Here is a 26,747-nt window from a genome sequence, read left to right on the forward strand (position 1 = left end):
CAGGACCGATTCGACGTCGTCTTCGCTCTCGGCTGTCACGCGGAGAGTGACCTGCCGCATCGAGTTGTCCTACCACCGTCCGTAGCGCTCCTGCTTGCAGTTGCACTACACCGTCGCCAGTTCGGGCGGGCAATCCCACTAGCATCGCTTATTCGCTCACGGCCCCTACCGCTCGTATGACCGACCAACCCTCGCTTCTCGTCCGTGCCGTCTGGTTCGTCTTCGTCGGCTGGTGGCTGACCGGCCTCTGGCTCTCGGTCGCGTGGCTGCTAAACGTCACTATCATCGGTATCCCGCTGGGTATCAAGCTGATAAACAAAGTCCCCTACGTGCTCTCGCTGAAGAAGCGGGAGACGTACGTCGACGAGACCCACGGCCGCTCGCAGTACTCGATTCCCGTGCGGGCGCTGTGGTTCGTCTTCGTCGGCTGGTGGGCCAGCGGCGTCTGGACCGGCGTCGCCTACGCGCTGACGCTGACTATCGTCGGCATCCCGCTGGCGGTGTGGATGTACAACAAGCTCCCGTTCGTGGTCTCGCTGTACAACTACTAGCGGCGAAGGGTTCTCGTAACTCCGGTCCCTTGCCACGCTATGGCACTCGGTCAAGTCGAACTCGCCGCCCGGGTGGCCGCCGGGCTGTTCGTCGTCGTCGCGCCGACGCTGCTCTTTCTCGCGCTCTGGCGGGGGCTGCAGTCGATGCAGGACGACGCACTCGTCGAGCGGGTCCGCCAGCGCGCCGAACGGTCGGACGAGTCGGGTCTGGCGCTCGTCCCGACACCGAGTGCGGAGTCGCCGACGGTCAGCTGTCCGAACTGCGGCGCGGGGAATCGCGACGGCGTCGCCTACTGCCGGCAGTGTCTCGCGCCGCTTTAGTCCAGCCGCCTGTTCTCGCTCGCCAGCGAGACCAGCAGCGTCGGCTCGGACCGCTCGACGCTGCAGTCGCTGCCGCGCTCGACGGTGTAGGTCACCGGCTCGGTCCGGTTACGGTCTATCGGGAGGTCGGCGATGACGGGGACGGTCCGGGTCGCCCCGCCGGCGATGGTGTCTGGCTGGGCGTAGCCGGGATACTCGTAGGACAGGTACACGTCGTTCTGTGGGCCCGCCCCGACTCCGGCGAGACAGCCCTCGACCCGTGGCAGGGAGAGCGCCCGGGTGAAGACGAACTCGTTGCTCGCGGTCAGCGTCCCGACCCGGTGTTCCCGCTGGCTGTACGGCGTCGGCCCGTCGCCGACCGGGCCGACGGTGACCGGCGACGTCGTCGAGAGCTCGTAGCGCACGTCCCCGCCGACGGCGTCGAGCCCGACCAGCGCGACGCTCACGAGCAGGAGCCCCGCCGCGACGGTGGCGGCCTGTCGCCGCGGGACGGTGAGCGTCCCCTCGCGCAGCAGGTAGCCGAGCGCGACGAACAGCGCCGCCGAGAACGCGAGCAGGAGGAAGGTGCCCGTTTCGCCGGGGTCGTACCGGAAGACGACGTAGCCCACGAAGACGATGTAGGTGACCCCGGCCAGCGCGAAGGCCACCACGTCCAGCACGTCCCGCTGGACGGTGAGTCCGGCGAGGAAGAGCGCCACGAACGCGAGACAGAGCAGCGCCGCCTTGACCGTAATCGAGAGATCGAAGACCACGTCGCGGGAGAAATACAGCAGCGACGCCGCCGCGAACAGCACGCCGAGCGCGTACAGGAGTTTACCGCTGTCGATGGCGAATCGCATGGAGGCCTCACGTCGAGAGCACGCGATATGGCTATATCAAGGCCGGGGCCGCGAAAAAGGCCCGACTCTCGCTTCGCTCGATTCCGGCGCAACGGCTCGCTGGCTCACAGCTCCCCCGTTCGCCATCCGCGGTCGCAAGCGACTGCGTTTCGCTCGCCGTACGTTCAGTCGTCGGCTGTGGCTCGGTTGCCACCGCTGCCACCCGACAGCGGCGTCCGCTCTACCACGGTCCCGTCGTAGGTCGGGTACTGCTCGACGATTTCCCCTTTGGGCACGTCGCCCTCCTCGACCATCTCTTCGAGGAGCCACCAGGCGAGCTCGACGTGGTCGGACTTGACGGCGTAGAACTCCTCGGGAACGCCCAGCTCCTGAAGCCGGGCTTCGCTGACCCACGCCTTCCCGTAGACGAGCGTGCCGTCCTCGGTGGTGTCGTCGAACTCCCGACGGATGTTGCGGGCCATCCGCTTGAGCCGGGAGCGGTGCTGGGCGGCGTCCTTGAACACGCTCGTACAGAAGTACACCTTCTCGTGGTCGCCCATCTGTTCGAGGATGTCGTGGCTCCCCTCGACGGCGCTCATGTGGTCCTCCTTGAGCTCGAAGCCTTCCTCCTGCATCCGGCGGTAGTTCCCGTCGGACATCTCGAACTCGTTGATGTTACAGAAGTCGGCGGCGCCCTCGTCGAGGAACTCGAGGAATTCCTCCTCGGCACGGATGCCGGGAATCTCGAAGGCGGGAGTGAGCCCCTCCTCGCGGGCGATGTAGAGAATCTCCTCCCACTCGGTGCCGTGCATTTCGCCCCACAGTTCCAGTGGCGGGTGGAAGCGAATCTCGTCCAGGCCCGCTTCCGAGAGCCGTCGCATGTTCTCGCGGCCGCCGGTGATACCGGTGTAGAGGTGGGTGTGGTGGTCCTCGCCGAACTCGTCTTTGAGAAGCTCCAGATAGTGGCAGGTCCGGTCGAGCACTTCCTGGGGCTCGCCGCCCGTGATAGAGGTCCCCAGCGCGCTCATGCGCTTTGCCTCCTCGATGACGTCCTGGTCGTCCTCGATGGGGCGCTCGTTGGCGTACATCTGGGTGACGTTCTTCCGGTTCTCCCCGAGGGGACAGTAGAAGCAGTCTCGCTGGTCGCAGTAGCCGTAGACGAACATGACCATCTTGCCGCCTTTGGCACATTGCTCGCAGCCCTCGGAAATCATCGTATACGGCTAGGACCGCGTCCAGCGGGAAAAAGCGTGCGCATCCGGGTCGGTATGGTGTGCGTCTACATGCCGACCGGGCTATTCTATCGCCCGCCGCCCCACTCCAGCGGTAGTGACCGGATTAATGAAAGCAGAGATACAACTTGGCGCATGGACGACGAGGAGTCCGAGCCCGTCGGCGGGTCGCTCCAGCGGGACGGTACCCTCGACGAGCGACTTCTGGCGCTTAGCGAGGAACTCATCCGCTACGTCGAGGTGGTCGCCGCGCTGGTCATCGTGTTGCTGTTCGCTATCGGCGTCTTCGACCTCGGGCTCCAGATATTCATGAGCGCCCTCTCCGGCCGCATCACCGACCCGCTGGTCGTCGTCGGCTTCATCGACACCGCCCTGCTCCTCTTTATCATCGTCGAGGTGTACCAGACCGTCGTCGCCTACACCCAGGAGAGCGAGACGCGCCGAATCGTCCGGCTGGTCATCTACACCGGCGTCATCGCCATGGTCCGGAAGGCCATCATCTTCCGGACCGGGGAGTACGCCGACGAACAGGCCGCGCTGATGGCCGCCGGCTCCTACACCCTCATCATCGTCGGGCTCGCGGTGTTGCTGGTCGTCGAGCGACGGGCCACCGACAGTGGGACGGTCTGACACGCCCGAAGACAGTTAAACCACGCTGGCATACGACCGACCAATGCTGCTGGTGCTGTGCGTGGACCTGGACGACGACCTCGGGCGCAAGACCGACGTCGAGACGCCCGTCGTCGGCCGCGACAACGTCGTCGACGCAGCGGTCGCGCTGGCCAGTGCCGACCCCGAGGACTCGGACGTGAACGTCCTCTTCGAGGGGGTCCACATCGCCGACGAAATCGACGACGAACCCGTCGAAGTGGCGGCGGTGACCGGCGTCGACGCCGGCGACGTGGCCGCCAACCGCGCCGTCGGCGAGGAGGTCGACACGGTGCTCGCCTCGCTGGCCGCGAGCGAGGACGTGCGCGCGCTGGTCGTCACCGACGGCGCACAGGACGAGTCGGTGGTGCCGGTCATCCGCTCGCGCATCCGCATCGACGGCGTCCGACGGGTCGTCGTCCGGCAGGCACAGGACCTCGAATCGATGTACTACACCATCAAGCAGGTGCTCGACGACCCCGAGACCAGAGGGACGATACTCGTCCCGCTCGGCATCCTCCTGCTCATCTATCCGATGACCATCGCCGTCGAGTCGCTCGGCTACCCCGGCTCGGCGCTGGGTATCATCTCCGGTCTGCTGGGGCTCTACGTCCTCGCGCGCGGGCTGGGCGCCGAGCGGCTGCTCGACCGGGCCGTCTCGCGTGCGACCTCCGGCTTCTACGGCGGGCGTATCACCATCATCACCTACGTCGTCGCCGCCGCCCTGCTGGCCATCGGCGGCGTCAGCGGCGTCACGGCTTACGAGGCCCAGCCGAAGCCGCTCTCGGTCGTCGAGGTGTTGGCGGCGCTGGTCAACGGCGCCGTCCAGTGGTTCGCCGCGGCGGGCATCACCTCCAGTCTGGGCCGGGTCACGGACGAGTACCTCAACGGCGCCTTCGAGTGGCGCTACCTCAACGCCCCTTTCTACGTGCTGGCCATCGGCGGCGTGCTTCACGGGCTCTCGGCGTTCTTCCTCGGGAGCCGGACGCTCGAGTATCTCGCCATCGTTCTCACCGCCGGCACGCTGCTCGGGCTGGCGAGCACGCTCGCCTTCGCCATCGCCGAATCCCGGCTGGCGGGCGCCGAGCGCCACAACCAAGGCCCCGGCGGTCCCTCCTCGGAGTGATGTACGTCTCGCGTGCCGTTCGGTCGATTCGCGACGACCCCATCGAGGGGGAGTCGGTCGCGCTCGCACTGACGACGGCCGACGACGCCGACACCGAGGCCGTCGCAAGCGCCGCGGCGACCGCCGGCGCCACGGTCGAGCGACGCCTCCAGTTCGACGACCTCGCCGTCTCGGTGCCACAGGACCGGGTCGCGGACCTCTGTGCTATCGAGGGGCTAGACGCCGTCGAGACGACCGACGCCATCGCTATCACGACCGCCGACGCCACCGACGAGGATGTCGAGTTCGACGGATAGCTCCGCGTCAGATTCGTCGTCCCCGCCGACTCGTCCGTTCCGCCCCCACCGGCGTCCGTCCCGCCCTCGTCGACACCCCTGCCGGCGTACCCGGGACAGTTTCATCCGGACGCTCGGCCGCTACACTAAACTTACGTACCGTAGACAGTGTAGACACCACTCGGTGGCCAGTCGTAACTGACAGGTCTGGCCCGAGGTGTACAGGACTATGCCCGAACTCATCCACCCCGTCGTCGCCCTCGGGATAATCTCTACTGCGCTCGCGCTACTCATCGCCGGGGTGACGTGGCAACAGCGGGAGACGCGGGGCGCGCGAACCTACACGGTGTTGATGCTCACACTCGCCGTGTGGTCGACGCTGTACGTCGCCCAGCTGCTGGCGCCGACAGTGGCGACCAAGCGCCCGTGGTTCGTCGCCCGCCACGCGATGAGCCCGCTGTTCGCGATGGCGTTCTGGGTGTTCGCCGGCCGCTACACCGACCGGCAGGACCTGCTCGTCCGGCGGTATCTGGTCCCCATCGCCGCGGTCGGGCTCGGCCTCGTCGGCTGCGTCCTGTCGAACCCCGGCGACCTGTACTGGTCGGCGCTCGCGCTCGACCCGATGGGGTCGCTGTTCCTGCTCGAACTGACCCTCGGGCCGCTGTTCTGGCTCAACTGCGTCTACATCTTCGGTGTCGTCGCCGCCGCCCACGTCGTCATCGTCTCGACGTGGAAACGCACGTTCGCCAGCTACCGCCCCCAGCTCGCCGTGATGACCGCCGTCGGCGTCATCGAGTTCGCCCTCTCGGTGCTCTTTCTCTCGGAACACACTACACTGATTCCGGCCCTGAACCCGTGGCCCAACGTCCAGCTCATCACCTACGGGGCGACTGTCGCCGCCCTGCCCATCGGCTGGTCGTACGTCAACGACTTCCTCTTCGACATCCAGCCCCTGGCCCGACAGGCCGTCGTCGAGAGCATGGACGACGCCGTCTACATCGTCGACCGCGAGGGGACCATCCGCTACACGAACCCGCCGGGGAACCGCCTGCTCGGCCGGCCACCCGAGGCCGACGCCCCGACCGAACCCGTCGAGGAAGCGTTCGCGACGCGGCCGACGCTGCTCGCCTGCTACACCGCCGTCGCCGGCGACGACCCGCCCGCCGACGACACCATCCTCGACTGCAGTATCGACGGCGAGCAGCGCTTCTACGACGTCCGCGTCTCGACGATTACGAACTCGTCCCGGGAGTGCTCCGGCGCCGTCGTCGTCGCCCGCGACATCACCGAGGAACGCCGCCAGCGCGGTCGGCTCCAGGTCCGAACCGCCCAGCTCGAACGGCAGAACGAACGCCTGGACCAGTTCGGCCAGTACGTCTCCCACGACCTGCGAAACCCCATTCAGGTCGCTTCGGGCTACGTCGAACTCGCCCGCGAGACCGAGGACCTCTCCCGACTCGACGACATCGACCGCGCCATCCGCCGGATGAGCGAGATGGTCGAGGACCTCCGGGAACTGACCGCCGTCGACCGCGACAGCCTCGACGTCGCTCCCGTGAACCTCGCCACCGCCGCCCACACCGCCTGGGCCCACGTCGACACCGCCGGCGCGACGCTTTCGGTCCCCGAAAACGCGACGCTCCTCGCCGACGAGGACTACCTCCTGCACGTCTTCGAGAACCTCTTCCGCAACTCGATGGAACACGGCTTGCCGGACGAGGCCGAGGCGACGCTGGGTGACGGCGGTGGTCTCACGGTCACTGTCGGCCCGCTCGACGGCGGCTTCTTCGTCGCCGACGACGGCGTCGGCATCCCGGAAGCCGACCGCGACGCCGTGCTCGACCACGGCTACTCCACCGACGGCGGCACCGGGCTGGGCATGTCTATCGTCCGGACCATCGCCGACGTCCACGAGTGGTCGGTGACCGTCACCGAGAGTGCGACCGGTGGTGCTCGCTTCGAGTTCCGGAACGTCGAGCACCCCGAGGAATGAGGCGTGTGCGTAGCGGTGACGTACGAAGTCGCCGGTGCGAACGGCCGGCCCAGCTACGACCACTGCAAACGGCACCGCGAACGGCCGGAAAGCCCCCGACCGTTCGACTCCCGCGGCTCGTTGCGGTCCTCACTCCGTTGCGGTCCTTGCGTCGCCGGGGTTCGCCGAACGGTTGGCCCCTTTCAGTCCCGCCCATGCCGGCCGGACAAACAGCTACGGGCGGGACTGTCCGGCTTATCGTTCGCTGTCGAAGCGCAGGCTGTCCGCGCTGAGTATTACTGTCCTGTGCAGCCGTCCGATTCGCACGGTTTTTGATGCTCCCCGTTGTTGTCCCGCTGAGGGCACGTAGCTCAGCCCGGATAGAGCGTCGGACTTCTAATCCGACGGTCGTGGGTTCGAATCCCACCGTGCCCGTGAAGCCGCCGAGCGACAGCGAGGCGTGCTGAACCGCAGCACGCAGGGGAATTCGAACCACGCCAGACCGAACGAGCGGAGTGAGGTCTGGCCTCGGGTGAGAATCCCACCGTGCCCGCTTCTGCGACGAACACGAGGCGCGACCGATGGGAACGTCCCGGTCGTGAGGAGCGAAGCGATGAGCGATACGTGGAGATTGGCGTTGATCTAGAGGCCATCGTCGTCCACAGTGGCAAGATCGAATTGTTGAATATGATTAATCAACTTCGGTTTGTTCCATATTTTAATCAGCGCACACAGCTTGGAAGGATTTATATACATTCGGTGGTGATGAATAAACACAACGCGTCCTTTCCCAGGACGCGCCTTATTTCGGTTCCCTCCCAGGAACCGTTCTACAACGTACTAGATGCATCTTTAATCGGAGAAAGCCGATAGCTCATCCTGAAACAGGCGGATTGCTTCACTCCTATCAAGAACGCTTACCGATTTCCTATCATTCAACGAGGCATAATCTTCTAATTGATCCTTATTATCTCCAAGGCAAATAAGAAAGTCTGACGAATCCATGAAATCTCGGTCGTGGTTCTCATTAAAGAACTTCACACATCCATCTGACTTCTGTGCAAATTTACAAGCATGCTCAAATATATCTAGAGACTTGACCTTCTTTGTAGAGAGTTCATCTCCAGTCTCAATATAAACCGTTGGACTGGGATAATGGAGGATACTTCTGATACTATCAGTTGTGTGTGGCACCATATGCCTCAAATCAATGCCGTGGTCGATAGACTTAGAATCAACGTAAGCAGAGTCCTCTGGTGTTATGTCTTTTAGGAACTTGTATATCTCTTCTTCATCCCATTCCTCTACTTGCTGCTTTACCATATCCATGGTTAGATCTGCAAGTGAGAGAAGAGGATACGTTTTATCTCCTTGAGGAATGACTCTTATTTTATTAGACAATTCGCCCACATCTAGCCACGATTTGGATATTTGCCCGCCAAAGTCGTCTGTTAAGACATTTTTATGGATTGGCCAAGTATCATATGGTAGGTGCTCCGGTCGTGTCTTCTTTTTTCTAAGGTATTCCCAGATGGCAATGATATTATAATATTTTTCTAAAATATTATTCATGAACTCCTGTGATTCCATTCTCTTCCTATCGTCTTCGTTATCTCTAAATAAAGTGACCCACTGTGGTGGCAAAGACGTTTCTACAAACTGAACTTCACGAATTGTTTCGATTGTCAATAGTTCCTGTACGATCTCCTTTCGCGCATCCTCCCTTTCCCAATCTTTCACCCATCTAGTAATATCTGAATCTTTTATTATCGGGTGCTCTGTTTCAATTCCGTACTCGCCACACTTTTTTGTTATAATCTCAAAGTATCTGCTATCGAATTCTTCAATATCATCAACAGCTACTGCAACAGCGGCCAGGCTAACCCAGTTTGGCTGCTGTTCATGAAATCTATACTTTGTTGCATCTGAAGCCACCCATCCATCTCCGTCGATAACTTTGCAAAAGTTTGAACCAGTATAATATTTAGGCCAGTTAGAATTACCAAAACTGCACCGGAATCACAATCCTCAGTCAGAAAACCAACTAAATCTGGGTCGGCCAGTACCTTACACCGGTCTTGTACTTGTGACCCGGCAGTGTAAACGCCGTTGAGGATAGCGGTCTGCTTCGCTATCGTTAAGCGATTTCACGCAACTGTTCAAGAATCCGATTATCAAGCCGTCGTTGCCAGCGGGCCGTCTTTCGTATCGTCATAGTAGATGGCTACACGTCGTTCGCTTCAGCTCCGCTCGTCGCGGGGGCTGACAGCCCACTATGCAGAAGCCTTTCTTGAGCTTGATTCTGCATGCCGACAGGACCCGTGCCCTCACTCGGTCAGCCGGTCGACGGTCTGGGACACTTCCTCTACCGTGGCGGCCTGTTCCTCGTTGGCGGCGGCGATCTGCTCGGCTTCGGCGGCGACGGTGTCCGCCTGGGCGACGAGTTCGTCGAGCATACTGGCGACCTCTTCGGTGCTTGCGGCCTGTTCGTCGGTGGCGTCGGAGACCTCCCGGATGCCCTGTGCGGTCTCCTGGACGGCCTCGGTGATGTCGTCGAGCAGCTCCATCGCTTCGGAGACGCGCTCGATGCCGGACTCGATCCGTTCGGTCGTCTCGTCGAGGCTCTCGACGGTGTCCTCGGTGTCGGCCTCGATGGCGTGGACGAGCGTCTCGATCTCCTGAGCGCGCTCCTGTGAGTCGCCGGCCAGCGACTTCACCTCGTCGGCGACGACTGCGAATCCGGACCCGGCCTCGCCCGCGCGGGCGGCCTCGATGGAGGCGTTCAGCGCGAGGATGTTGGTCTGTTCGGCGATGTCGTTGATGACCTCGACGACGGCGTCGATCTCGCCGACGCGGTCCTGCAGTTCGTCCACGTCGGTCGAGACCTCGTCGACGGCCTCGCCCACGTCGTCCATGACGCCCATCGCGTCGTCGGCGGCCGACTGGCCGTCTTCGGCGAGCCGGCGGGCGCGCTGGCTGTTGCTTTCGACCTCGTTCGCGCTGGCGGCGACCTCCTCGACAGTGGCGCTCATGTTGGAGACCTCGCCGGCGATGGACTGTATCCGCTCGGACTGCTCGGTCGTCAGCTCGGAGATCTGCTGTGAGGACTGGGCCACGCCGTCAGCGGAGTCACGCAGCTCCGAAATCGGCGTTTCGAGGTCGTCTTCGACCTCGGCGGCGAGCCGTTCGCGGCGCTCGATTTCGGCCTGTAGCTTCTGGCTGTAGGAGTGGATGTACGTGTCCGCGACCACCTGCATGTCGAGGTTGATGATGCGCAGGACCGACGTGATGTCCTCGCGGAGGTCGGTGATCTCCTCGGTGACGATGTCGTCGACGGTCTCCTCGCTCGCCGCGGCGACACCGCCGTCGGTCGCCGTCCCGTCGAGCGCCGCTTCGAGGCGCTCCGTGATGCGCTCGCTCGCCCGCTCGGTCAGCAACGGGAGGATGAGGTCGTAGTAGACGCCGTACTGGCCGATGTACTGCTTCATCGGCATTTCGAGGATATCGTGGAGCTTGCCGATACGGGCGCGGTTCTGGAAGTACTCCTCGCCGTACTCGCCCTCGGCGAGCGTGACGAAGTACGCTCGCTGGGTGTCTTTCAGGGCGTCGACGGCTTTCGGCGACCGGCTGATGACCGCGACCGTCTCGTCGTACTGCGTGAGGTTCTCGTAGAACGCGTCGGCGACGGCGTCGGCGTTCTCCTCGAACAGCGGCTGGAGCGCTTCGAGCCGCTGTCTGTCGGCCGCGTCGAAGTCGAGGTAGTCTTTCCGCCACTCTATCTCGCTTCGGTCCAGCCCTATCTCCCGGACGAGCGCGTCGACGTCGACCTGGTCGTTCAACCCTCCTTGCCCGAATATCGCCGCGTAATCGCTCATACGCGGACAGAGCTTGCTCTATTATTTATATCTATATCGGCAATACTCACGATTGATAGCGGTCGGTGGCGCCCGACACTGGCGGCGGGTCGGCCGCCGTCCCGGCGCTGGCTCAGTCCAGCGCAGGGCAGTCTCGGCGTGGTATCCTGTGCCTTCTGGCAGGTCGCAAGCGTTTTGCCGGCGGCCACTCTACCCGGAGGCATGCCCGACTGTCCGCTCGCCGACGACTGCCCTAGTTTTACAGAACGCATCGAGGGGATGGGCTGTACGCACTACGGCGACCGCGGGGGTGCCGAGTGGTGTAACCACTACAACCAGCCGATTTCGGACCTGAAGAGCCAGCCCGTCAAGCCGGGTCAGGAGGTCGTCGTCGAGGTCGACGACATCCACGAGAGCGGCGCCGGCGTCGGCCGGACCGAGGACGGGTTCATCGTGATGGTCGACGGCGTCCTGCCGCCGGCCAGGTCGAAAGTCCAGATTACCAAGGTCCGGTCGAACCACGCGCGAGCGGACGAACTCGAACGACTGGAACGCGACGAGGAGGACGCCGAGGACGCTGACGACGACGAGAGCGGCTACCAGGGCGACGACGACGACGAGGAAGCGGACGAACGGCTCGGCAGCCGCGACAACTTCTGGGGCAGCTAGGGCACCGAGTTTTTTGTCCGACTCGGCCGTCGAGTCGGCTATGGATCTCGAACTTGCGGGCAACGCCGTTCTCTGTACCGCCGCGACCAGCGGACTGGGCCGAGCGAGCGCCGAGCGGTTCGCACGCGAAGGCGCCGACGTGGCCGTCTGCGGCACGACGCAGTCTCACGTCGACGAGACGCGCGAGACGCTCGAAGCCGCCGGTGACGGCGACGTGCTGGCCGTCGAGGCCGACATCACCGACCCTGACGAAGTCGAGGCGTTCGTCGAGGAGACCGTCGAACAGTTCGGTGGTCTCGACCACGTCGTCACCAGCTCCGGTGGGCCGGCGCCCGGCCCGTTCATGGAGACCACCGAGCGCGAGTGGTACACGGCCTACGACCTGCTCGTGATGAGCGTCGTCTGGACGACCCGCGCCGCGTACCCCTACCTCAAAGCCTCCGAGGCCGGCACCGTCGTCAACATCACCTCCCGGTCGGTCCGGGAGGTCATCGACGACCTCGTCCTCTCGAACGCGGTCCGGCGAGCGGTCATCGGTCTGATGAAGACGCAGGCACGCGAGTTCGCCCCGGAAGTGCGCGTCAACGCGGTGCTACCGGGCGCTCACGAGACGCCACGCATCGAGGAACTCGTCGAAGCCGCCGTCGAGCGCGGCGAGTACGACTCCTACGAGGCGGGGCTGGCGTCGTGGTCAGACGCGCCGCTGGGCCGCGTCGGCCAGCCCGAAGAGCTGGGTGACGTGGTGGCGTATCTCTCGTCGGCCCGGTCGTCGTACGTCAACGGTATCGCGATGCCGGTGGATGGTGGGTCGATGCGGAGCTAGCGAGGTTTCTCCCATCGGTCGAAACCTCGTTACTCTGGCGGCTGGAACCTGTTTCTCGGGGACCCGCCACCCGTGGCCAGTTGCCACACCAGGAGCCCGAGCGAGCCGAGCGCGACGGCGGCCGTGGCGATGTAGCCCACGCTGTCGACGGCGAACAGTTGCTCGGGAAAGAGCGCGGCCAGGACCAGCAGCCCGACCGCCGAGAAGCCGACCAGCAACGGCACGACCGTGAGCCAGAACTGCCGGAGAACACCGCTCATAGCCCGCACATCGGGGCCGGTACTAATGACCGTTTCCCCCGATTGGCTGTCACCACGTCTCGATACTGCCGGCGTCGATGTCCTCGATACAGCCCTGACAGTCGGGGTGGTCAGGGTCGAAACACTCCGGGCGGGCCCGCTCGTCCAGCGAGACGGCACGCCGTTCGGCGTGGCGGCGACAGACGATGCGCGCCCGGCCGTTCTCGTCGCGTGGCAGTCCGGCCATCGCGGCCCGCTTGCCGTCGCTGTAGGCGCGTTTGGCCTCGGAAAGCTGGCTCCCGACCGAGCGGATGGTCCCGCTGATAAAGCGCTCCAGTCGGTCGTCGTCGTCGCCCATACCCAAGCTATCGGCCGCCACCAAATCAATCTTCTCGACGCTGTCGGGGGCCGACGCGCCATCCAGTTATCCGTCTCTGGGTTCCACTTTCACCCTGCCGTCCGAGCGTTTATATCCGAAGGCGACCAACGCTCAGGTGTCTCCCATCGAAAAACAGGCGGAGACAGTGAAAGCACATGACAGAGTCAGATTTGCGTACCCACGCTGAAGAGATACACGAGCAGTTTTCCGACCAGCTCGACATCGACATCGACGACGTGTTCGAGCGTCTCGACACGCTGGTCAACGAGTACAAGGTGCCAGCGACCGAGGCCCGCCGGAGCGTCGTCAACACGTACCTGGACGAGGCCGGCATGGACCGCGACCAGCTCGGCGGCGGTGGCGGCGGCAACGAGCAGGTCGACGTCGCCGACGTCGACGCCCCCGAGGAGTGGGTCGACGTTCGAGTCACCGTGGTCGAACTGTGGGAGCCCCGCGCCGACGCGGTCGCACAGGTCGGCTTGCTCGGCGACGAGACGGGCACCATCAAGTTCACCAAGTGGTCGAAGTCCGACCTGCCGGAGCTCGAAGAGGGGAAATCCTACGCCCTGACCAACGTCGTCACCGACGAGTACCAGGGCCGGTTCTCCGTGAAGCTCAATCGGACGACGACCATCGAGGAGCTGGACGAGGAGATCGAGGTCGGCGACGACAACGTCGAGGTCGAGGGCGCGCTGGTCGACATCCAGTCGGGCTCGGGCCTCATCAAGCGCTGTCCGGAAGAGGACTGCACCCGCGTCCTCCAGAACGGCCGCTGTAGCGAACACGGCGAGGTCGAAGGGGAGTTCGACCTCCGCATCAAGGGCGTGCTGGACGACGGCGAGGAGGTCACCGAGGTCATCTTCGACGAGGAGGCCACCGAGCAGCTCACCGGCATCACCCTCGAGGAGGCAAAGGAGATGGCGATGGACGCGCTCGATACGACCGTCGTGGCCGACGAGATGCGCGCGGACATCCTCGGCCGGTACTACAGGGTCACCGGCCCGACGTTCGGCCGCTACGTGCTGGCCGACGAACAGGAGCGACTGACCGGGACCGTGGATGCGGACGAACTGCTGATCAAAGCGAGGTCGATCTAAATGGCGAGCACACCAACCCGCGAAGTCGCCCGACGCGTCTTCGCCCGCGAGTTCAACGACGCGAGCTACACGTTCAAGGAATCCGACGACGACCGAGCGCCGGTGTACGTCCTGTTGCCGACGGGTCAGCGCGCGAACCGTGTGTTCCTGGTCGGCACCCTCACGGAGACCGAGGACGTCGGCGAGGACAGTGAGTACTGGCAGGGACGGGTCGTCGACCCGAACGGCGACACGTTCTTCATGTACGCCGGGCAGTACCAGCCCGACGCGGCCTCGATGCTGCGCGAGCTGGAGCCGCCGGCCTACGTGGCGGTCGTGGGCAAACCCCGGACCTACGAGACCGACGAGGGCGACGTTAACGTCTCCGTCCGCCCCGAGTCCATCTCGCAGGTCGACGAAGCGACCCGCGACCGCTGGGTCGTCGAGGCGGCCGAGCGGACGCTCGACCGCATCCGCCGCTTTACCGACGCCGACACCGAGGACCCGGACATCGACGAGTACGTCGCGATGGCCCACGAGGAGTACGGCGACGACGTCGAGCCGTACCGGCAGTCCGTCGTCGGGGCCTTAGAGAGCATGGAAGAGCCGGCGGAAGCCAGCGCCGACTGAGAGGGGTTGTCGTAGCGGTTTACGGGTAGGCACCGACCCTGGGTCGGCGCCATCCGGACGACCTACGACGGCTCGCCGCCGTCGATTTTCACGTCTCAAGGAGTTCGACCAGCGTGCCGTCGGGGTCCCGGACGAACAGGATACGCGTTCCGCTCTCGGTCGTCTGTGGCTCGGCGACGGTCTCGACGCCGTTCGGGAGCGACTCGTACACCGAATCGAGGTCCGCGACTTCCAGCCCCAGATGCGTCGCTCCGGGCTGATTGAGTCGGCCCTCGGAGCGGCTGTCCCCCTCGGGCGTGTACTCGACGAGTTCGATCCGGGCGTCGCCGGCGTCCATGTGGACGAACTCGGCGCTGGCCCCGTCGATACCGACGCCGGTCTCGAAGCCGTCGCCGCCGACGGAGAACTCGCTCAGCACGTCGAGCCCGAGGGTGTCGCGGTAGAAGGCGACGGCGCGGTCGAGATTGCTGACGGTGACGGCGAAGTGATGTGCGGTGGGGTCCATACCCGTCGCGTCATGGCCCGGGGATAAACCGTTTCGTGTGTGCTCACTCGCCGTGGCATGCGAGCGTCTGACAAATGATTAAATATGAGGAGTAACGAGTAAGAACCAACCATGGGGAACAAAAACAAGACTATCTCCTTCCGGGTCAGCGAGGACAAGTTCGAGACGCTTCGCGAGATCGCGGAGGAGCGCGACATCTCCCTCTCTGCGGTCTTTCGCGACTACGTCGACACGCTCGTCGCCCACGACGGGCAGGTGACGGTCGCGCCGGACCACGAACTGGAGGCCGCGACGGCAGAGGAGAGCAGCGCCGAGAGCTTCCCGCCGAAAGTCGAGGTGCCAAAGAGCTTCGTCCGCGAGCACGAGCGGCTGGAACTGGAGGCAGAACACCTCCGCGAGCAGCTAGAGGAGCACAAACGCTACGTGACGAAGCTGCGAACCCAGCTGGACGAGATGGACCAGGACGAGGTCATCCACCTCGAAGATCTGGACGAAGGCGAGGACGAAGACGCGTCCTACCGCATCGGGAGCTTCGACGACGAGTTCTGACCCGGCGCTCGCTACCGTGACCCGACCGTGGCGCTGACGAGTTTCGCCTCCCCTTTTCTGAGGTGTTCGGCGGCCGTACTGGGCGCACAGTCCAGCGCCGCGGCCACGTCTTCCTGACTCGCCTCCCGCGGGACGTCGTAGTAGCCCAGTTCGAGGCCGGCGGTCAGGGCAGCCTGCTGGCGGTCGCTGAGATAGCTCTCGGTCACCTGCGGGAGCCCAGTCAGGCCGCTGACCGACCGGACGGTGATTTCGATGGGGTCCGGCATCTGCTCTATGGCCCGCTGTAACACCTCGGCCGGTCCGAACGCGGATATCGACACGTCGCCGTTCTCGTGGTACACCATCGGTGGGACGACGACGAGCCCGCTGTAGCTGGCGGGCTCGAACATGGCTCGCGAGGCCGGCGTCAGCTCGTCGAAGATGTACGCGTAGAACGCGTCGTCGCCGGCCGGCTCCAGTTCGCACTCGATGACCTCGTCGATGTCGGTCGCAGCCGCTTCGTAAGCCTCGATATCGCCGACGATGTAGTGGAGGATGCCGAGCGTGTCGCCCGCCCAGTTCCACTGCAGCGCCGTCGCCCGCTCGACGAACGGGGCGTTCGCGAGCACGTCGTACATCGGATGAATATCCGACTCGCGGCCGTTGGCGGTCAGCTCCAGCCGGACGTGTTTCATAGCTGGCCGTTTTTTCCAGAATAATTTAAATCACCCGTGTAGTTGCGGCAGGAACGACTCCTGATAGCCGGTCGTAGGTCGACGCATGCGAACACTGGTGACAGGCGCGACGGGGACGCTCGGCGAGGCACTGCTTTCGCGACTGCAGTCGGCCGGCCACGACGTTCGGGCGGCCAGTCGCTCGCCGCCGGCGGGTGACGGGGACTGCGAGTGGGTCGAACTGGACCTCACGAGCGGCGACGGGGTCGCCGCCGCTGTGGAGGATGTCGACACCGTCGTCCACGCCGCGACGGCGCCGACGGGCGACACCGAGGCGGTCGACGTCGCGGGAACCGAGCGGCTGCTCGACGCGGCGGCCGACGTCGGGGTCTCGAACTTCGTCTACCCCTCTATCGTCGGCGTCGACGATATCCCGTACTCGTACTACGACCACAAGCTGGCGGCCGAACGGGCTGTCGAGGCTAGCGACGTGCCCGGCACTATCCTCCGGGCGACGCAGTTCCACGAGTTCCTCGCCGACATCGCCGGGACGCTCTCGAAGCTCCCGGTGTGGCCGCTGCCGACGGCGATGCGGTTACAGCCGGTCGCGGCCGGCGAGGTGGCCGACGTGCTCGTCGACCACGCTGTCGCCGAGCCCCGCGGCCGGATGCCGCCGGTAACGGGACCCGAGATTCACACCGTCGGCGACCTCGCTCGCAGCTACCGGACGGCGAGGGGACTCCGACGCCCCGTCGTCCGGCTGCCGATACCCACCGCGACCGTCCGCGCGTTCCGGGACGGGCGAGCGACTCGGCCGGACCGGGCGGTCGGGACGGTGACGTGGACCGAGTGGCTCCGGAACGAAGTTGCCGACCAGTCCGACGTGTCGGACGCCGAGACGGGACCGCGAGCCGACACTATCTGACGAGGTGGTTCCGCCGCTCGCCGGCGAGCCGCTCTATCTCGCGCTCCCCGTCGACGCCGGCCAGCGTCTCGATGGCTTCGAGCGTCCGGACGCTGTTGTCGAGAAACGAGAGGACGTCGCCGGGATAGGCATACAGCATGTAGTCGTCGGTCATCACGTCGACGATGGCGTCGGGACCCAGCCCCTGTTCGCGAAGCTCCAGCAGGTAGCTGATGAACTTCCGCTCCGGGCAGCCACAGTGGGGGGCGGCCTGGCAGTCACAGTCCATGAAGTCCTCCGCGAAATCGAGCACCCGGTCGCGGGAGGCGTCGTCGAGTTTCGCCAGCCCCTCGCCCTGAAAGAGGATGTCGAGTGTCGCCCCTTTGAACGCCCCCTTCGGGAAGCTCGTCTCCAGCTGGGAGGCGAGTTGCCGATGGTTCTTGACGTATATCTTGTCGGTGATGGCCACGCGTACCCGAACGTACGCGACTGCCGAGTAAAAGTATCCCGGACTCTCAGGACTGTCGGTACCAGACGCCGACGGCAGCGATGAGCGCCAGCACGATGACCACGGCGGCGATGCTGGTGCGGCTCAACCCGGCCGCCTCCGCCTCGTCGGTCGGCGTTCCGGTTGCGGTGGCCGCGGGCCGGTCGGTCGTCGGCTGCTCCGCGGTGGTCGTCGCCGCTCGCACGGTTAGCTCGCCGGCCGACTCGCCGCCGACGGCGAGGGCGTACGTCCCGGCCGTTTCGAAGGCAGGGGTGACCGTCACCGTCCGTTCTTCGCCGGCGGGCACGTCGACGGACTGGCTCGCGACGACCGAGCCGTCCGCGGTGAGTTCGAGCGCGTACGTCCCGTTCGCGTCGCCGCGGTTGGCGACGGTGGCGGTCACGTCGGTCGACTGTCCGGGCTCGATAGCCGCGTCGCCGACGCTCGCTTCGGTCACCTCGAAGGCGGGCCCGGCCGTCCCGACGGCGAACACGGAGAGCCCCGGCGAGACGCTCCGGAAGTGGTAGTGCGTGTCGGTTTCGTCGACCAGCGTCGTCGGGAGAGCGGTCCAGCCGTCGCTCTCTTGCCGGTACAGCGTGACCGACTCGGTGTCGGTCGCGGTGTCCAGTGCGCGCTCGTGCACCCGGAAGCGGACCGTCGCGTCGTCGACCTTCTCGTCGGCGATGCTGTGCTCGACGGTGATAGTTCCGACCGACCGGGCGCCGGTGGTCGCCGCGAACGCCGGGGCGCGCTCGCTTCCGTCCTCAGTGACGAAATCGAGCCAGAAGTAGTCGACCTGGCTGTGGTTCAGCCGGATAGCCGCGACTGTGAGGTTCCGGCGGTCGGCCGCCGTCTCGGCGCCGAGCGTGGCGGCGACGGGCCTGGTCGGTCGCGCGCCCGTCACGGTGACACGCCACCCCTCGCCCGTCCGGCGGACGTCGACTTCGGTCTCGACGTTGGAGGACGACCCGTCGACGGAGCCCCCCGACGGCGGCGAGGCGACGCGCACGGTCCGCGTGTCGTTCGCCTCGTTGCCCGCGGGGTCGGTCACGGTCAGGGTGACGGTGTACGTTCCGGCCGAGTCGTAGCTGTGGTTGGCCTGTTCGCCCGACACGCGCGTTCCGTCGCCGAAGTCCCACTCGTAGGCCGTGATATCGTCGTTGTCCGTCGACGCGCTGGCGTCGAACGCCACCGACTCGCCCGGCTCGACAGTCAGCGTCTCGTTCCCGCCCGCGTCGGCGGTCGGCGCGGTGTCGTCGACGGGTTCGACCGGCACCGCCGCCGTCGCCGTCCGGTCCGGCGTCAGGACCGTCACGCGATCACCGGTGACGTCGCTCGCCACGGTCTGCCACGCCAAGGTGACTGTCACCGACTCGCCCGGTTCGAGCGTCACCGGGACGAACGTTCGCTCCCCGTCGACGACCCACACCGACTGGGTGTCCGCCGTCGCACCCGCGTTCGTGACGGTCGCCTCGACGCTGGCGGTCTCCCCGACCGTCACCGAGTTCGGCGTATCGGTGATGGCCACGTCGAACGTCGGCTGGTGTGACAGGTGGGGATAGCGATTCGTCGTGTCCCACGTCCCGGCGAAGTCGAGGGCGGTCATGTTCGGCTCGGCGGCCGCGCCCGTCATCTGTGCGGTAGTACGCGCCTGTGGTGTCAGCGCTGGCGGCACCTCGCCCCGGCCAACACCGACCGTCTGGTCGGTCGTCTCGTTGTTCCAGTAGACACCGTCCGTTCGGACCGCGAACCCGGTCACCTCCCCGATCGCGCCGCCGACGTCGTTCCCGTCGGCGGCCGAGCCGCCGTCGACGTGGCCGACAGAGAACGAGTCGGTGACGGCGCTGCTGGCGAGTCCGACCAGCCCGCCCACGTTGTCGGTGCCGGTGACGTTCCCGCGGGCCGAGGCGTTCGCGAGAGTCTGATTGTTCCAGCCGACCAGCCCGCCCGTGTTCTGCGCACCGACGACGGTCCCCGCCGCGGTCGAGCGCTCGATGCTCCCGGCGTAACGGACCGAAAACAGCGTCTGTTCGGTGTTGTTGCCCACGAGCCCGCCGGTGTTCGTGTCTCCGTCGACGTCGCCGGTGGCCGTCGCGTTCGCGATGGCTCCGATGCTCATCCCGGCCAGTCCCCCGGTGTCAGTCCCGCCGGAGACGTCGCCCGTCGCCCACGAATCGGCGACGACGCCGCCGTCTTCCGACCCGCCGAGCTTGCCGACGAGCCCACCGACGCGACTGGTCCCCGTCACGGCCCCGCTCGCGTTCGAGTCGACCAGGTCGCCGCTGTTGCGCCCGACCAGGCCACCGACGATGTCGGTGCCGTTGACCGCCCCGCTGGCCCACGAATCGGTCACGTCGGAGAACTCGTTGTAGTTGTTTCCGAGCAGGCCACCGACCTCCGACGAGCCGTCGACGGTCCCCGTCGCCCACGAGCGAGACACGTCCGCGTCGCTAAACCCGGCCAGCCCACCGACGTAGTCGGTGCCGGTGACGTCGCCGGTCGCCGCTGAGTCGTCGATATCGCCGTAGTTCAGGCCGACCAGCCCACCGACGTCGATGCCGCCGGTCACCGTGACGTCTACTGTGGCGTTCGAGACGCCGATGAACGAGTAGCCGACGAGACCGCCGACGTAGTCGGTGCCCTCGACCCGACCACTCACCGTCACGTCGTCTATCGTCCCGCTGCCGTCACCGACGAGGCCACCGACGTCGTCGGCTCCTTCGACCGAGACGGACGCCAGCGTGACGTTCCCGACCGTCGAACCGGTGGTCTCGCCGAACAGCCCGACGTTGGACTCCGTCGGTCGGTCGATGGTGAGGGCCGTAATCGCGTAGTTCCGCCCGTCGAAACTCCCCTCGAACTGGTCGGTACTGTTCCCGACCGGGTCGAAGCCCAGACCGCCGTTCCACGTCGCCGTCGCGCTGGCGTCGACGTCGTTGCCGAGCGCGTAGTGGGCCGTGAGGTTCTCGGCCATCGCCTGCAGCTGTGTCGCGTTCGTAATGACGAAGGGGTCTTCCGCGGTCCCGTCGCCGCTCATCCCGGCCGGCCCGTTGCCCGCCGCGGCGGCGGTGCCGACCAGCCCCGGCGCAACCGCGACCACCGACCCCAGCAGGATTACTGACAGCACGACTGCCCGAACCCGCTGGCGCGGGCCGGTCATCGAACCCCGCCGTTGCCGGCACTGGCGCCCCTCCGCTCGTCCCGACCCGCTGTCGGAACACTGTCACCGTCGTACAGCCGCGAATCGGCCGCTGCAACCACGCTATGCATACATCAACGTCATAAATTCCGAGTTTATAGCCACCGATTGGACAACAGTTCAGCGTCGAAACGATGGGTCACCAGCCGACAGTACGGTGGCAGTTCGCACTGGCAACGGCGGTGCGGTCGCCGGCTTCGAGGCCGTTACCGCTGGCCGCGGGCCCGGAGCGCGACGAGCGCGACCGCCAGCAGCGCCGCGAGGACGCCCATTCCGGGGCCGCTCCCGTCGGTCGTCGCGGTCGGGGTCCTCGGCGTCGGGCTGTCCGTCCCAACCCGTTCGGTCGGTGTCGAAGTTTCGACCGCTGTCTCGGGGTCCGTGGGTTGGACTATGTCTCCGCCGACAGTGAACACCGAGAGACCCGGCGAGATGGCCTCGAAGGCGTAGCTCTCGTTGCTCTCGGCGACGAGCGCGGTCGGCAGCCGCGTCCAGTTCGTCCCGGTCTGGCGGTACAGCGCAACCGTCGCCGGGTCGACGCCTGCCGCGTCCACTCGGAACGCGACCGTCACGTTCTCGACATCGCTGTCGGCGATAGCGTGGCCGAGAGTCAGCGTGCCGAGGGGCGCTGTGCCGGTCTGTGCGGTGAAGTTCTCGGCGCTCGCGTCGCTCGCGGTGACGTTGAGGCTGAAGTTCCCGTCGCGGCTGACGTTCAGCCGGAGGCCGGTGACGCTCGCGTCGCTCCGCTCGTCGAGCGCGACATCGATTGGCGTGTCCGCCCGCGCGTTTACCACGGCGACTGTCCAGCTCGCCTCGGTGCCGTTCACCGACTCGACGGTGACGGTCGTCACACCCTCGTCGGTCGCTGGACCGCCCGCGGTGTCGCCCGAGGAGCCGCCGGAACTACCGCCCGAGGAGCCGCCGGAGTCACCGGAGTCGTCCGAACTAGACGAGTCATCGCTGCCGGCGGAGTCGTCTGCGTCCTCGGAATCGTCGCTACCGGCGGAGTCGTCTGCGTCCTCGGAATCGTCGCTACCGGCGGAGTCGTCTGCGTCCTCGGAATCGTCGCTACCGGCGGAGTCGTCTGCGTCCTCGGAATCGTCGCTACCGGCGGAGTCGTCGCGAATCTCCACGCGCAAGGTGTCGGCCGCCGCGTTTCCGCTCGTGTCGGTGACGGTCAGCGTCGCGGTGTAGGTCCCGGACGTCCCGTAGGCGTAGGAGACGTTCTCACCGGTCGCGTTCGCCCCGTCGCCGAAGGTCCACTCGTAGGAACTGATCTCGACGCCGTCCGACGAGTCGCTCGCACTGAACGAGAGCGTGTCGCCTTCGTCCCCGTCGCTGGGGCCGCTCGCGACCGCGTTCGGGGCGGTCCCGTCGACAACCGAGACGGTTCGGCTCGTACTCGTGTTCTCGCTCGCGACGGTCACGAGGCCGCTGCCGACGTCTCCGTTCCCGGTCCGCCACGTGAGCGAGACACTGCTCGACGCGCCCGGCGCGAGTGTCACGTCGACCGAATCCCGCTCGATGGTGTCGGTGAGCGTCACCGCCTGCGTCGCCGCGATGCCACCGGTGTTGGTGACAGTCGCGGTGACGGTCAGGTTGTCGCCGGCGGTCACGGGCGTGTTCGTGGCCGCGCCGGTCACGTCGAAGAACGCCGGCGCGAGGAACTCGACGGTCGGCTCGTCGGCGAGCGTCACGCCGTCGGCGACGACAGAGACGGTGACCGTCTCGGCCACATCGTTCGTGACGGCAAACTCGTAGACACCGCCGCTGGTCTCGCTGACGCCGGTCGCCGCGGTGGCGTCCCCGCCGACCGAGAGCCCGAAGTCGTCCGCGACGAGACCGGTGACCGGACTGCCGGTGGTGTCGACGACGGTCGCCGTCACCTTTGCGGGGTCGCTACCGTCGGCGACGTGTGGCGAGGTCGCGCTGACGGTCGAGGCGTCCGCGTCGACCGACGGCTCCCGGACGGTCACCGACTCGGTGGTCGTCGTGTTCGCGCTCGCGACGGTCACGAGGCCGGTCCCGACATCGCCGGTGTCGGTCGCCCAGACGAGCGTGACCAGCCGTGACTCGTCGGGGGTGAGTGTCAGCGTGACGTTGTCCGCCTCGCCGCCGCTATCGGTCAGCGTCACCGTTTGCGTGCCCGCGGTGTCACCTGCGTTGTGCACGTTGGCGACGACGGTGAGCGCCTCGCCCGCGTCGACGGGTGTGTTCGTGTCCGCGATGGCCACCTCGAAGTACGGCCGCCCCGACTCGACGAACTCGATTTCGGGCTGGTCGGCGAGCGTCACGCCGTCGGCCGTGACGGTGACAGTCACCGACTCGGTGACGGCGTCCGTCACGGTGACTGTGTAGACACCCGTGTTGACCTCGCTGGTGACGCCGGCGACGGCGGACCCGCCGACAGCGACGGCGAACGCGTTCGCCGTGAGTCCCGTGACCGTGTCGCCGCCGGAGTCGACGAGGACGACGGCCACCGTCGAAGCGTCGCTGCCGTCGGCGACCCGTGGGGATTCGACCGCGACTGACGAGGCTGCGGCGTCGATAGTCGCCACGCCGCTGGTCGTCACCCGAGCCGACCTGAGTTCTGGCGGGCCGGACTCGATAGGCGCCCACGTCTGCTCGAAGTCGAGCGCCGCCATCGCGTAGCGGGTCGAGAGGCCGCGGAACTGCGCCGCTTCGAGCGCCGTGACGCCGCTTCCGGTGCTCGCGTCGCCACAGCGACCCGCGTAACAGTACGACGCCGTTATCGTCCCGTTGTTCAGGCCGGCGACCCCGCTGACGCTGGTCTCGCCGGTGGCGTTCCCGGTCGCCCACGCCGTCGTGACGTCGCCGGGGTTCAGCCCGACGAGACCGCCGACGTAGTCGGTGCCCGAGACCTCGCCGCCGGCCGAGGCGTTCGCGACGCTCTGCTCGTTCCAGCCGACGAGGCCGCCGACTGTTCGGGCCCCGTAGACGTCGCCCGTCGCGGTCGAGCGCGCAACGGTGAACTGTCTGTTGCTGGTCCCGACGACGGTGTTGCCGACGAGGCCGCCGACGTCGGTGTCGCCCCGAACCGTCCCGGTGGCCGTCGACTCCGTGACGTTCCCTCGGACCAGCACGCCGACGAGGCCGCCGACGCCGTCGGTCCCGTAGACGTCGCCGCTCGCGGACGCGTTCCGCACGTCGCCACCGAACCTGGACCCGGCAAGCCCGCCGACCGAGTCGGTTCCAGTGACGGTTCCACTGGCGGACGCGTCGGTTAGCTCGCCGCCACCGTCGCCGACCAGGCCGCCGACGTCTCTCCTCCCGTCGACATCACCGCTAGCCCACGAGTCGCGCACCGGGTCTCTGGCGTTGCCGGCCAGTCCGCCGACACCGTCGGTCCCGTTGACGTCGCCGGTCGCCCAGGATTCGGACACCGGGCCGATACTGACCCCGACGAGGCCGCCGACGTCGCTGGTGCCGTCGACGTCGCCACTCGCCCACGAGGTCGTTATCTCGCCGCCGGGATTGAACTGGCCGACCAAACCGCCGACGGTTCCGCCGCCCTCGACGACCGCACTCGACGACGAGTCGGTGAGTGTCGCACCGTTCAGCCTGCCGACGGCGCCACCGACGCTGGTGCCACCTGTCAGCCGCCCGCTGGCGGAGACGTTCGAGAGCCCGCCGTTGTCCGCCCGCCCGACCAGCGCACCGACGGTTCCGTCGCCAGCTATCGAGACGTTCGCCAGCGTGACGTTCCGGATATCACTCCCCAGGGCGAAGCCGAATAGCCCCACGTCGTCCTCGTCCGGCCGGTCGATGGTTAGGTTCGAGATACTGTGACCCTGGCCGTCGAAGCTTCCGGTGAACTTGGTCGAAAAGCTCCCGACCGGCTCGAAGCCCTTGTCACTGTTCCACTCAGACGTGTTCGTGGCGTCGATGTCGTTCCCGAGGAGGTAGTTCGCACCGAGACTCTCGTTTATCGCCTGCAACTGCGTCAGGTTCGTGACGACGTAGGGATAGGCGTCGCTCCCGGTGCCGACCATCCCGGCGGGACCGTTGGCTCCCAGGTCGACCTGGACTGTCGCCGTCGTCTCCCGGTCCAGCGTCCGCACCGTCACGGAATCGCCATCGACATCGCTCTCTCGGGTCTGCCAGTCGAGGGCGACAGTGGTCGACTCGCCGGCGTCGAGCACCAGCGGGACGAACGTTTGGTCGTCGTCAACGAGCCACACGGGCTGTGTGTCGGCTCTCGTCCCCGCGTTGGTGACGGTCGCGGTGACGGTCGCGGTGTCACCGACCGTCACCGAGTTCGGTGCGTCGGTGACGGCCACGTCGAAGGTCGGCTCCCACGCGAGCTTTGGGTAGCGGTTCGTCGAGACCCACTCGGCAGGGAAGACGAGCCCGCTCATGTTGCTCGTCGCGGCGTCACCCGTCATCTGTGCGGTCGTCAGTGCCACGGTGGTAACGCCCGCCACGTCGCTGGCGCCGACGCCGGCGGCCTGGTCGGTCGTGTCGCCGTTCCAGTAGACGTCGGCCGTGGCGTCCGCACCCGTGGTGACGTTCCCGATGGCGCCGCCGACGGCGGACTGCCCGTCGACGTGCCCGACCGAGTACACGTCGACGACTGTACTGCCGTGCATGCCGACGAGCCCACCGACGGCGTCCGTCCCGGTGACGTTCCCGCGGGCCGCGGAGCGAGTGATTTCGAGTGTCCCGAGGACCCTGCCGACGAGGCCGCCGACGGCGCTCGTCCCCGAGACGTGCCCCGTCGCGAACGAACCGGTTACGCTGCCTTGCCCGGCCAGGCCGCCGACGTAGGTATCGCCGGTGACTGCCCCAGTCGCAAACGAATCAGAGGCGGAGTCGACCCGGCCGGCCAACCCGCCGACGTAGTCCACGCCGGTGACCGCCCCAGTCGCCCACGAGTCGGAGACGGCGCCGCCTCGTCCGACGAGACCCCCGGTGAAGCTGGTGCCGGTAACGTCGCCGCGAGCCCACGAGTCCGAGACCGTCCCCGTGCTGTACCCGACTAGCCCACCCACTCGCTCCGACCCGTCCACCGTCGCCGTCGTCGTCGAGTTGGTCACTGCCCCGTCGAGTGAACCCGCTACCCCACCGACGTAACTAAACTCGGACGTACTGCTCACGGAGCCGCTCACCGAGACGTTCGACAGTCCTCCCGGCGCGGAGCTGGTCTCTATCTCGCCGACGACACCCCCGACGCGCTGTTGACCCGTTATCGAGACGTTCGAGAGTGTGACGTCCCGGATATCGGCACTCTCGGCGTAGCCGAACAGACCGATCCAGTTCCGCCCGGGTCGGTCGATGGTCAGGTTCGTGATGGTGTGGCCCCGCCCGTCGAAACTGCCGGTGAACCTGGTCGAAAAGCTCCCGACCGGCTCGAAGCCCGCCCCGCCGTTCCGGGTCGCGCTCGCGTCGATATCCGCGACGAGCGCGTAGTTCGCCCCGGGCTCCTGTTGCATCGCCTGCAACTGCGTGAGATTCGCGACCTGGTAGGGGTCCTCGGCGGTTCCGTCGCCGTACATTCCCGCCGGACCGTTGCCCGCCGCGGCGGCGGCCGTGCCGACCAGTCCGGGCGCGAGTGCGACCACCGACCCCAGAAGGAGCACTGACAGCACGACGGCCCGAAGGCGGTCTTCTGTCCCGGTCATCGCGACCCGCCGCCGCGGATACACCCCGCCCGTTCGCTTCCGGTGGACCGACCTATGGGTTCGACGCTCGCCTTCCCGACTCCCCTCGACCGACCACAACTACCTGGAGTGCTCATGCCCGAGGGTCGCTAATTTCGGCTAAATACCCACCGTATATACAGTGTTTCACCGCTGAAACATCGTTCAGCGGCGGATAGG

The 26,747-nt window shown here is 66.2% G+C and carries 23 protein-coding genes and 1 tRNA gene; 13 read left to right on the forward strand and 11 right to left on the reverse strand.

Going from position 1 to position 26,747, the window contains the following annotated elements; genetic code table 11:
- Nucleotides 1–176: 176 nt before the first annotated feature.
- Both NDI56_RS12675 and NDI56_RS12680 read left to right on the forward strand, forming a co-directional pair.
- Nucleotides 177–551 (forward strand): YccF domain-containing protein, encoded by a 375-nt coding sequence (locus NDI56_RS12675; RefSeq protein WP_310919906.1) that lies wholly within the window; start codon nucleotides 177–179, stop codon nucleotides 549–551.
- 39 nt (nucleotides 552–590) lie between these two features.
- Nucleotides 591–872 carry a zinc ribbon domain-containing protein gene (locus NDI56_RS12680; RefSeq protein ID WP_310919907.1) on the forward strand — a complete coding sequence of 94 codons (282 nt, stop codon included), beginning with the start codon at nucleotides 591–593 and terminating at the stop codon, nucleotides 870–872.
- On the opposite strand, the gene NDI56_RS12685 is transcribed toward NDI56_RS12680, so the two are convergent.
- Nucleotides 869–1,711, reverse strand: coding sequence for a DUF1109 domain-containing protein (locus tag NDI56_RS12685; RefSeq protein ID WP_310919909.1), 843 nt, complete (start codon nucleotides 1,709–1,711; stop codon nucleotides 869–871). The two genes, NDI56_RS12680 and NDI56_RS12685, sit on opposite strands and share 4 nt — an antisense overlap.
- A 164-nt stretch (nucleotides 1,712–1,875) precedes the next feature.
- Nucleotides 1,876–2,904, reverse strand: a complete 1,029-nt coding sequence (locus NDI56_RS12690; RefSeq protein ID WP_310919910.1) for a radical SAM protein — start codon at nucleotides 2,902–2,904, stop codon at nucleotides 1,876–1,878.
- A gap of 153 nt (nucleotides 2,905–3,057) precedes the next feature.
- Between NDI56_RS12690 and NDI56_RS12695 the strand changes: the two genes are divergently transcribed.
- From NDI56_RS12695 to NDI56_RS12715, 5 genes are all read left to right on the forward strand, one after another.
- Nucleotides 3,058–3,552 carry a phosphate-starvation-inducible PsiE family protein gene (locus NDI56_RS12695; protein WP_310919911.1) on the forward strand — a complete coding sequence of 165 codons (495 nt, stop codon included), beginning with the start codon at nucleotides 3,058–3,060 and terminating at the stop codon, nucleotides 3,550–3,552.
- 43 nt (nucleotides 3,553–3,595) lie between these two features.
- Entirely contained in the window at nucleotides 3,596–4,696 is a 1,101-nt protein-coding gene (locus tag NDI56_RS12700) for a DUF373 family protein (RefSeq protein WP_310919912.1), read from the forward strand.
- The gene (locus tag NDI56_RS12705) at nucleotides 4,696–4,992 is read left to right on the forward strand and encodes a hypothetical protein (protein ID WP_310919913.1); all 297 of its coding nucleotides are present in this window, start codon (nucleotides 4,696–4,698) and stop codon (nucleotides 4,990–4,992) included. The genes NDI56_RS12700 and NDI56_RS12705 overlap by 1 nt, the downstream gene beginning before the upstream one ends.
- Before the next feature lie 208 nt (nucleotides 4,993–5,200).
- Nucleotides 5,201–6,964 carry a sensor histidine kinase gene (locus NDI56_RS12710; protein ID WP_310919914.1) on the forward strand — a complete coding sequence of 588 codons (1,764 nt, stop codon included), beginning with the start codon at nucleotides 5,201–5,203 and terminating at the stop codon, nucleotides 6,962–6,964.
- A gap of 339 nt (nucleotides 6,965–7,303) precedes the next feature.
- Nucleotides 7,304–7,378: transfer RNA gene (locus NDI56_RS12715), tRNA-Arg, on the forward strand.
- Between the two features lie 417 nt (nucleotides 7,379–7,795).
- On the opposite strand, the gene NDI56_RS12720 is transcribed toward NDI56_RS12715, so the two are convergent.
- Together NDI56_RS12720 and NDI56_RS12725 are read right to left on the reverse strand one after the other, a co-directional pair.
- On the reverse strand, nucleotides 7,796–8,878 hold the full coding sequence (locus tag NDI56_RS12720; protein WP_310919915.1) for a DUF8203 domain-containing protein: 1,083 nt from the start codon (nucleotides 8,876–8,878) through the stop codon (nucleotides 7,796–7,798).
- Nucleotides 8,879–9,270: 392 nt separating this feature from the next.
- Nucleotides 9,271–10,818 carry a globin-coupled sensor protein gene (locus NDI56_RS12725; protein WP_310919916.1) on the reverse strand — a complete coding sequence of 516 codons (1,548 nt, stop codon included), beginning with the start codon at nucleotides 10,816–10,818 and terminating at the stop codon, nucleotides 9,271–9,273.
- 201 nt (nucleotides 10,819–11,019) lie between these two features.
- Here NDI56_RS12725 and NDI56_RS12730 point away from each other — a divergent pair, with 201 nt between their 5' ends.
- Together NDI56_RS12730 and NDI56_RS12735 are read left to right on the forward strand one after the other, a co-directional pair.
- Nucleotides 11,020–11,466: a TRAM domain-containing protein gene (locus NDI56_RS12730; protein ID WP_310919917.1), complete on the forward strand. Its 447-nt coding sequence runs from the start codon at nucleotides 11,020–11,022 to the stop codon at nucleotides 11,464–11,466.
- Between the two features lie 40 nt (nucleotides 11,467–11,506).
- Entirely contained in the window at nucleotides 11,507–12,289 is a 783-nt protein-coding gene (locus NDI56_RS12735; protein WP_310919918.1) for an SDR family oxidoreductase, read from the forward strand.
- 29 nt (nucleotides 12,290–12,318) lie between these two features.
- Here NDI56_RS12735 and NDI56_RS12740 read toward each other — a convergent pair whose 3' ends face one another.
- A complete protein-coding gene (locus NDI56_RS12740; RefSeq protein WP_310919919.1) occupies nucleotides 12,319–12,549 on the reverse strand; it encodes a hypothetical protein in 231 nt (76 codons plus the stop codon).
- 49 nt (nucleotides 12,550–12,598) lie between these two features.
- Nucleotides 12,599–12,886 carry a DUF7091 family protein gene (locus NDI56_RS12745; RefSeq protein WP_310919920.1) on the reverse strand — a complete coding sequence of 96 codons (288 nt, stop codon included), beginning with the start codon at nucleotides 12,884–12,886 and terminating at the stop codon, nucleotides 12,599–12,601.
- 176 nt (nucleotides 12,887–13,062) lie between these two features.
- Between NDI56_RS12745 and NDI56_RS12750 the strand changes: the two genes are divergently transcribed.
- Both NDI56_RS12750 and NDI56_RS12755 read left to right on the forward strand, forming a co-directional pair.
- The gene (locus NDI56_RS12750; RefSeq protein WP_310919921.1) at nucleotides 13,063–14,004 is read left to right on the forward strand and encodes a replication factor A; all 942 of its coding nucleotides are present in this window, start codon (nucleotides 13,063–13,065) and stop codon (nucleotides 14,002–14,004) included.
- Nucleotides 14,005–14,613: an RPA family protein gene (locus tag NDI56_RS12755; RefSeq protein ID WP_310919922.1), complete on the forward strand. Its 609-nt coding sequence runs from the start codon at nucleotides 14,005–14,007 to the stop codon at nucleotides 14,611–14,613.
- Nucleotides 14,614–14,701: 88 nt separating this feature from the next.
- Here the strand turns inward: NDI56_RS12755 and NDI56_RS12760 are convergent, their stop codons facing one another.
- Entirely contained in the window at nucleotides 14,702–15,118 is a 417-nt protein-coding gene (locus NDI56_RS12760; protein WP_310919923.1) for a VOC family protein, read from the reverse strand.
- A gap of 111 nt (nucleotides 15,119–15,229) precedes the next feature.
- Between NDI56_RS12760 and NDI56_RS12765 the strand changes: the two genes are divergently transcribed.
- On the forward strand, nucleotides 15,230–15,667 hold the full coding sequence (locus NDI56_RS12765; protein ID WP_310919924.1) for a DUF8146 domain-containing protein: 438 nt from the start codon (nucleotides 15,230–15,232) through the stop codon (nucleotides 15,665–15,667).
- Nucleotides 15,668–15,678: 11 nt separating this feature from the next.
- Here the strand turns inward: NDI56_RS12765 and NDI56_RS12770 are convergent, their stop codons facing one another.
- Nucleotides 15,679–16,341: a helix-turn-helix domain-containing protein gene (locus NDI56_RS12770; protein ID WP_310919925.1), complete on the reverse strand. Its 663-nt coding sequence runs from the start codon at nucleotides 16,339–16,341 to the stop codon at nucleotides 15,679–15,681.
- 85 nt (nucleotides 16,342–16,426) lie between these two features.
- Between NDI56_RS12770 and NDI56_RS12775 the strand changes: the two genes are divergently transcribed.
- Nucleotides 16,427–17,245: an SDR family oxidoreductase gene (locus NDI56_RS12775; protein WP_310919926.1), complete on the forward strand. Its 819-nt coding sequence runs from the start codon at nucleotides 16,427–16,429 to the stop codon at nucleotides 17,243–17,245.
- On the opposite strand, the gene NDI56_RS12780 is transcribed toward NDI56_RS12775, so the two are convergent.
- The 3 genes from NDI56_RS12780 to NDI56_RS12790 all read right to left on the reverse strand — a co-directional run bounded on the left by NDI56_RS12780 (nucleotide 17,238) and on the right by NDI56_RS12790 (nucleotide 26,549).
- Nucleotides 17,238–17,693 carry a DUF5814 domain-containing protein gene (locus NDI56_RS12780; protein WP_310919927.1) on the reverse strand — a complete coding sequence of 152 codons (456 nt, stop codon included), beginning with the start codon at nucleotides 17,691–17,693 and terminating at the stop codon, nucleotides 17,238–17,240. The two genes, NDI56_RS12775 and NDI56_RS12780, sit on opposite strands and share 8 nt — an antisense overlap.
- 46 nt (nucleotides 17,694–17,739) lie before the next feature.
- The gene (locus NDI56_RS12785; protein ID WP_310919928.1) at nucleotides 17,740–20,871 is read right to left on the reverse strand and encodes a PKD domain-containing protein; all 3,132 of its coding nucleotides are present in this window, start codon (nucleotides 20,869–20,871) and stop codon (nucleotides 17,740–17,742) included.
- A gap of 245 nt (nucleotides 20,872–21,116) precedes the next feature.
- Nucleotides 21,117–26,549 carry a PKD domain-containing protein gene (locus NDI56_RS12790; RefSeq protein ID WP_310919929.1) on the reverse strand — a complete coding sequence of 1,811 codons (5,433 nt, stop codon included), beginning with the start codon at nucleotides 26,547–26,549 and terminating at the stop codon, nucleotides 21,117–21,119.
- Between the last annotated feature and the right edge of the window lie 198 nt (nucleotides 26,550–26,747).

Source organism: Halomicroarcula saliterrae (assembly GCF_031624395.1).
Lineage (GTDB): Archaea > Halobacteriota > Halobacteria > Halobacteriales > Haloarculaceae > Haloarcula > Haloarcula saliterrae.

Bases quoted from the DNA above. Each gene is read 5' to 3' on its own strand.
- NDI56_RS12675 (WP_310919906.1), top strand. From the start codon at position 177: ATGACCGACCAACCCTCGCTTCTCGTCCGTGCCGTCTGGTTCGTCTTC.
- NDI56_RS12680 (WP_310919907.1), top strand. From the start codon at position 591: ATGGCACTCGGTCAAGTCGAACTCGCCGCCCGGGTGGCCGCCGGGCTG.
- NDI56_RS12685 (WP_310919909.1), bottom strand. From the start codon at position 1,711: ATGCGATTCGCCATCGACAGCGGTAAACTCCTGTACGCGCTCGGCGTG.
- NDI56_RS12690 (WP_310919910.1), bottom strand. From the start codon at position 2,904: ATGATTTCCGAGGGCTGCGAGCAATGTGCCAAAGGCGGCAAGATGGTC.
- NDI56_RS12695 (WP_310919911.1), top strand. From the start codon at position 3,058: ATGGACGACGAGGAGTCCGAGCCCGTCGGCGGGTCGCTCCAGCGGGAC.
- NDI56_RS12700 (WP_310919912.1), top strand. From the start codon at position 3,596: ATGCTGCTGGTGCTGTGCGTGGACCTGGACGACGACCTCGGGCGCAAG.
- NDI56_RS12705 (WP_310919913.1), top strand. From the start codon at position 4,696: ATGTACGTCTCGCGTGCCGTTCGGTCGATTCGCGACGACCCCATCGAG.
- NDI56_RS12710 (WP_310919914.1), top strand. From the start codon at position 5,201: ATGCCCGAACTCATCCACCCCGTCGTCGCCCTCGGGATAATCTCTACT.
- NDI56_RS12725 (WP_310919916.1), bottom strand. From the start codon at position 10,818: ATGAGCGATTACGCGGCGATATTCGGGCAAGGAGGGTTGAACGACCAG.
- NDI56_RS12730 (WP_310919917.1), top strand. From the start codon at position 11,020: ATGCCCGACTGTCCGCTCGCCGACGACTGCCCTAGTTTTACAGAACGC.
- NDI56_RS12735 (WP_310919918.1), top strand. From the start codon at position 11,507: ATGGATCTCGAACTTGCGGGCAACGCCGTTCTCTGTACCGCCGCGACC.
- NDI56_RS12740 (WP_310919919.1), bottom strand. From the start codon at position 12,549: ATGAGCGGTGTTCTCCGGCAGTTCTGGCTCACGGTCGTGCCGTTGCTG.
- NDI56_RS12745 (WP_310919920.1), bottom strand. From the start codon at position 12,886: ATGGGCGACGACGACGACCGACTGGAGCGCTTTATCAGCGGGACCATC.
- NDI56_RS12750 (WP_310919921.1), top strand. From the start codon at position 13,063: ATGACAGAGTCAGATTTGCGTACCCACGCTGAAGAGATACACGAGCAG.
- NDI56_RS12755 (WP_310919922.1), top strand. From the start codon at position 14,005: ATGGCGAGCACACCAACCCGCGAAGTCGCCCGACGCGTCTTCGCCCGC.
- NDI56_RS12760 (WP_310919923.1), bottom strand. From the start codon at position 15,118: ATGGACCCCACCGCACATCACTTCGCCGTCACCGTCAGCAATCTCGAC.
- NDI56_RS12765 (WP_310919924.1), top strand. From the start codon at position 15,230: ATGGGGAACAAAAACAAGACTATCTCCTTCCGGGTCAGCGAGGACAAG.
- NDI56_RS12770 (WP_310919925.1), bottom strand. From the start codon at position 16,341: ATGAAACACGTCCGGCTGGAGCTGACCGCCAACGGCCGCGAGTCGGAT.
- NDI56_RS12775 (WP_310919926.1), top strand. From the start codon at position 16,427: ATGCGAACACTGGTGACAGGCGCGACGGGGACGCTCGGCGAGGCACTG.
- NDI56_RS12785 (WP_310919928.1), bottom strand. From the start codon at position 20,871: ATGACCGGCCCGCGCCAGCGGGTTCGGGCAGTCGTGCTGTCAGTAATC.
- NDI56_RS12790 (WP_310919929.1), bottom strand. From the start codon at position 26,549: ATGACCGGGACAGAAGACCGCCTTCGGGCCGTCGTGCTGTCAGTGCTC.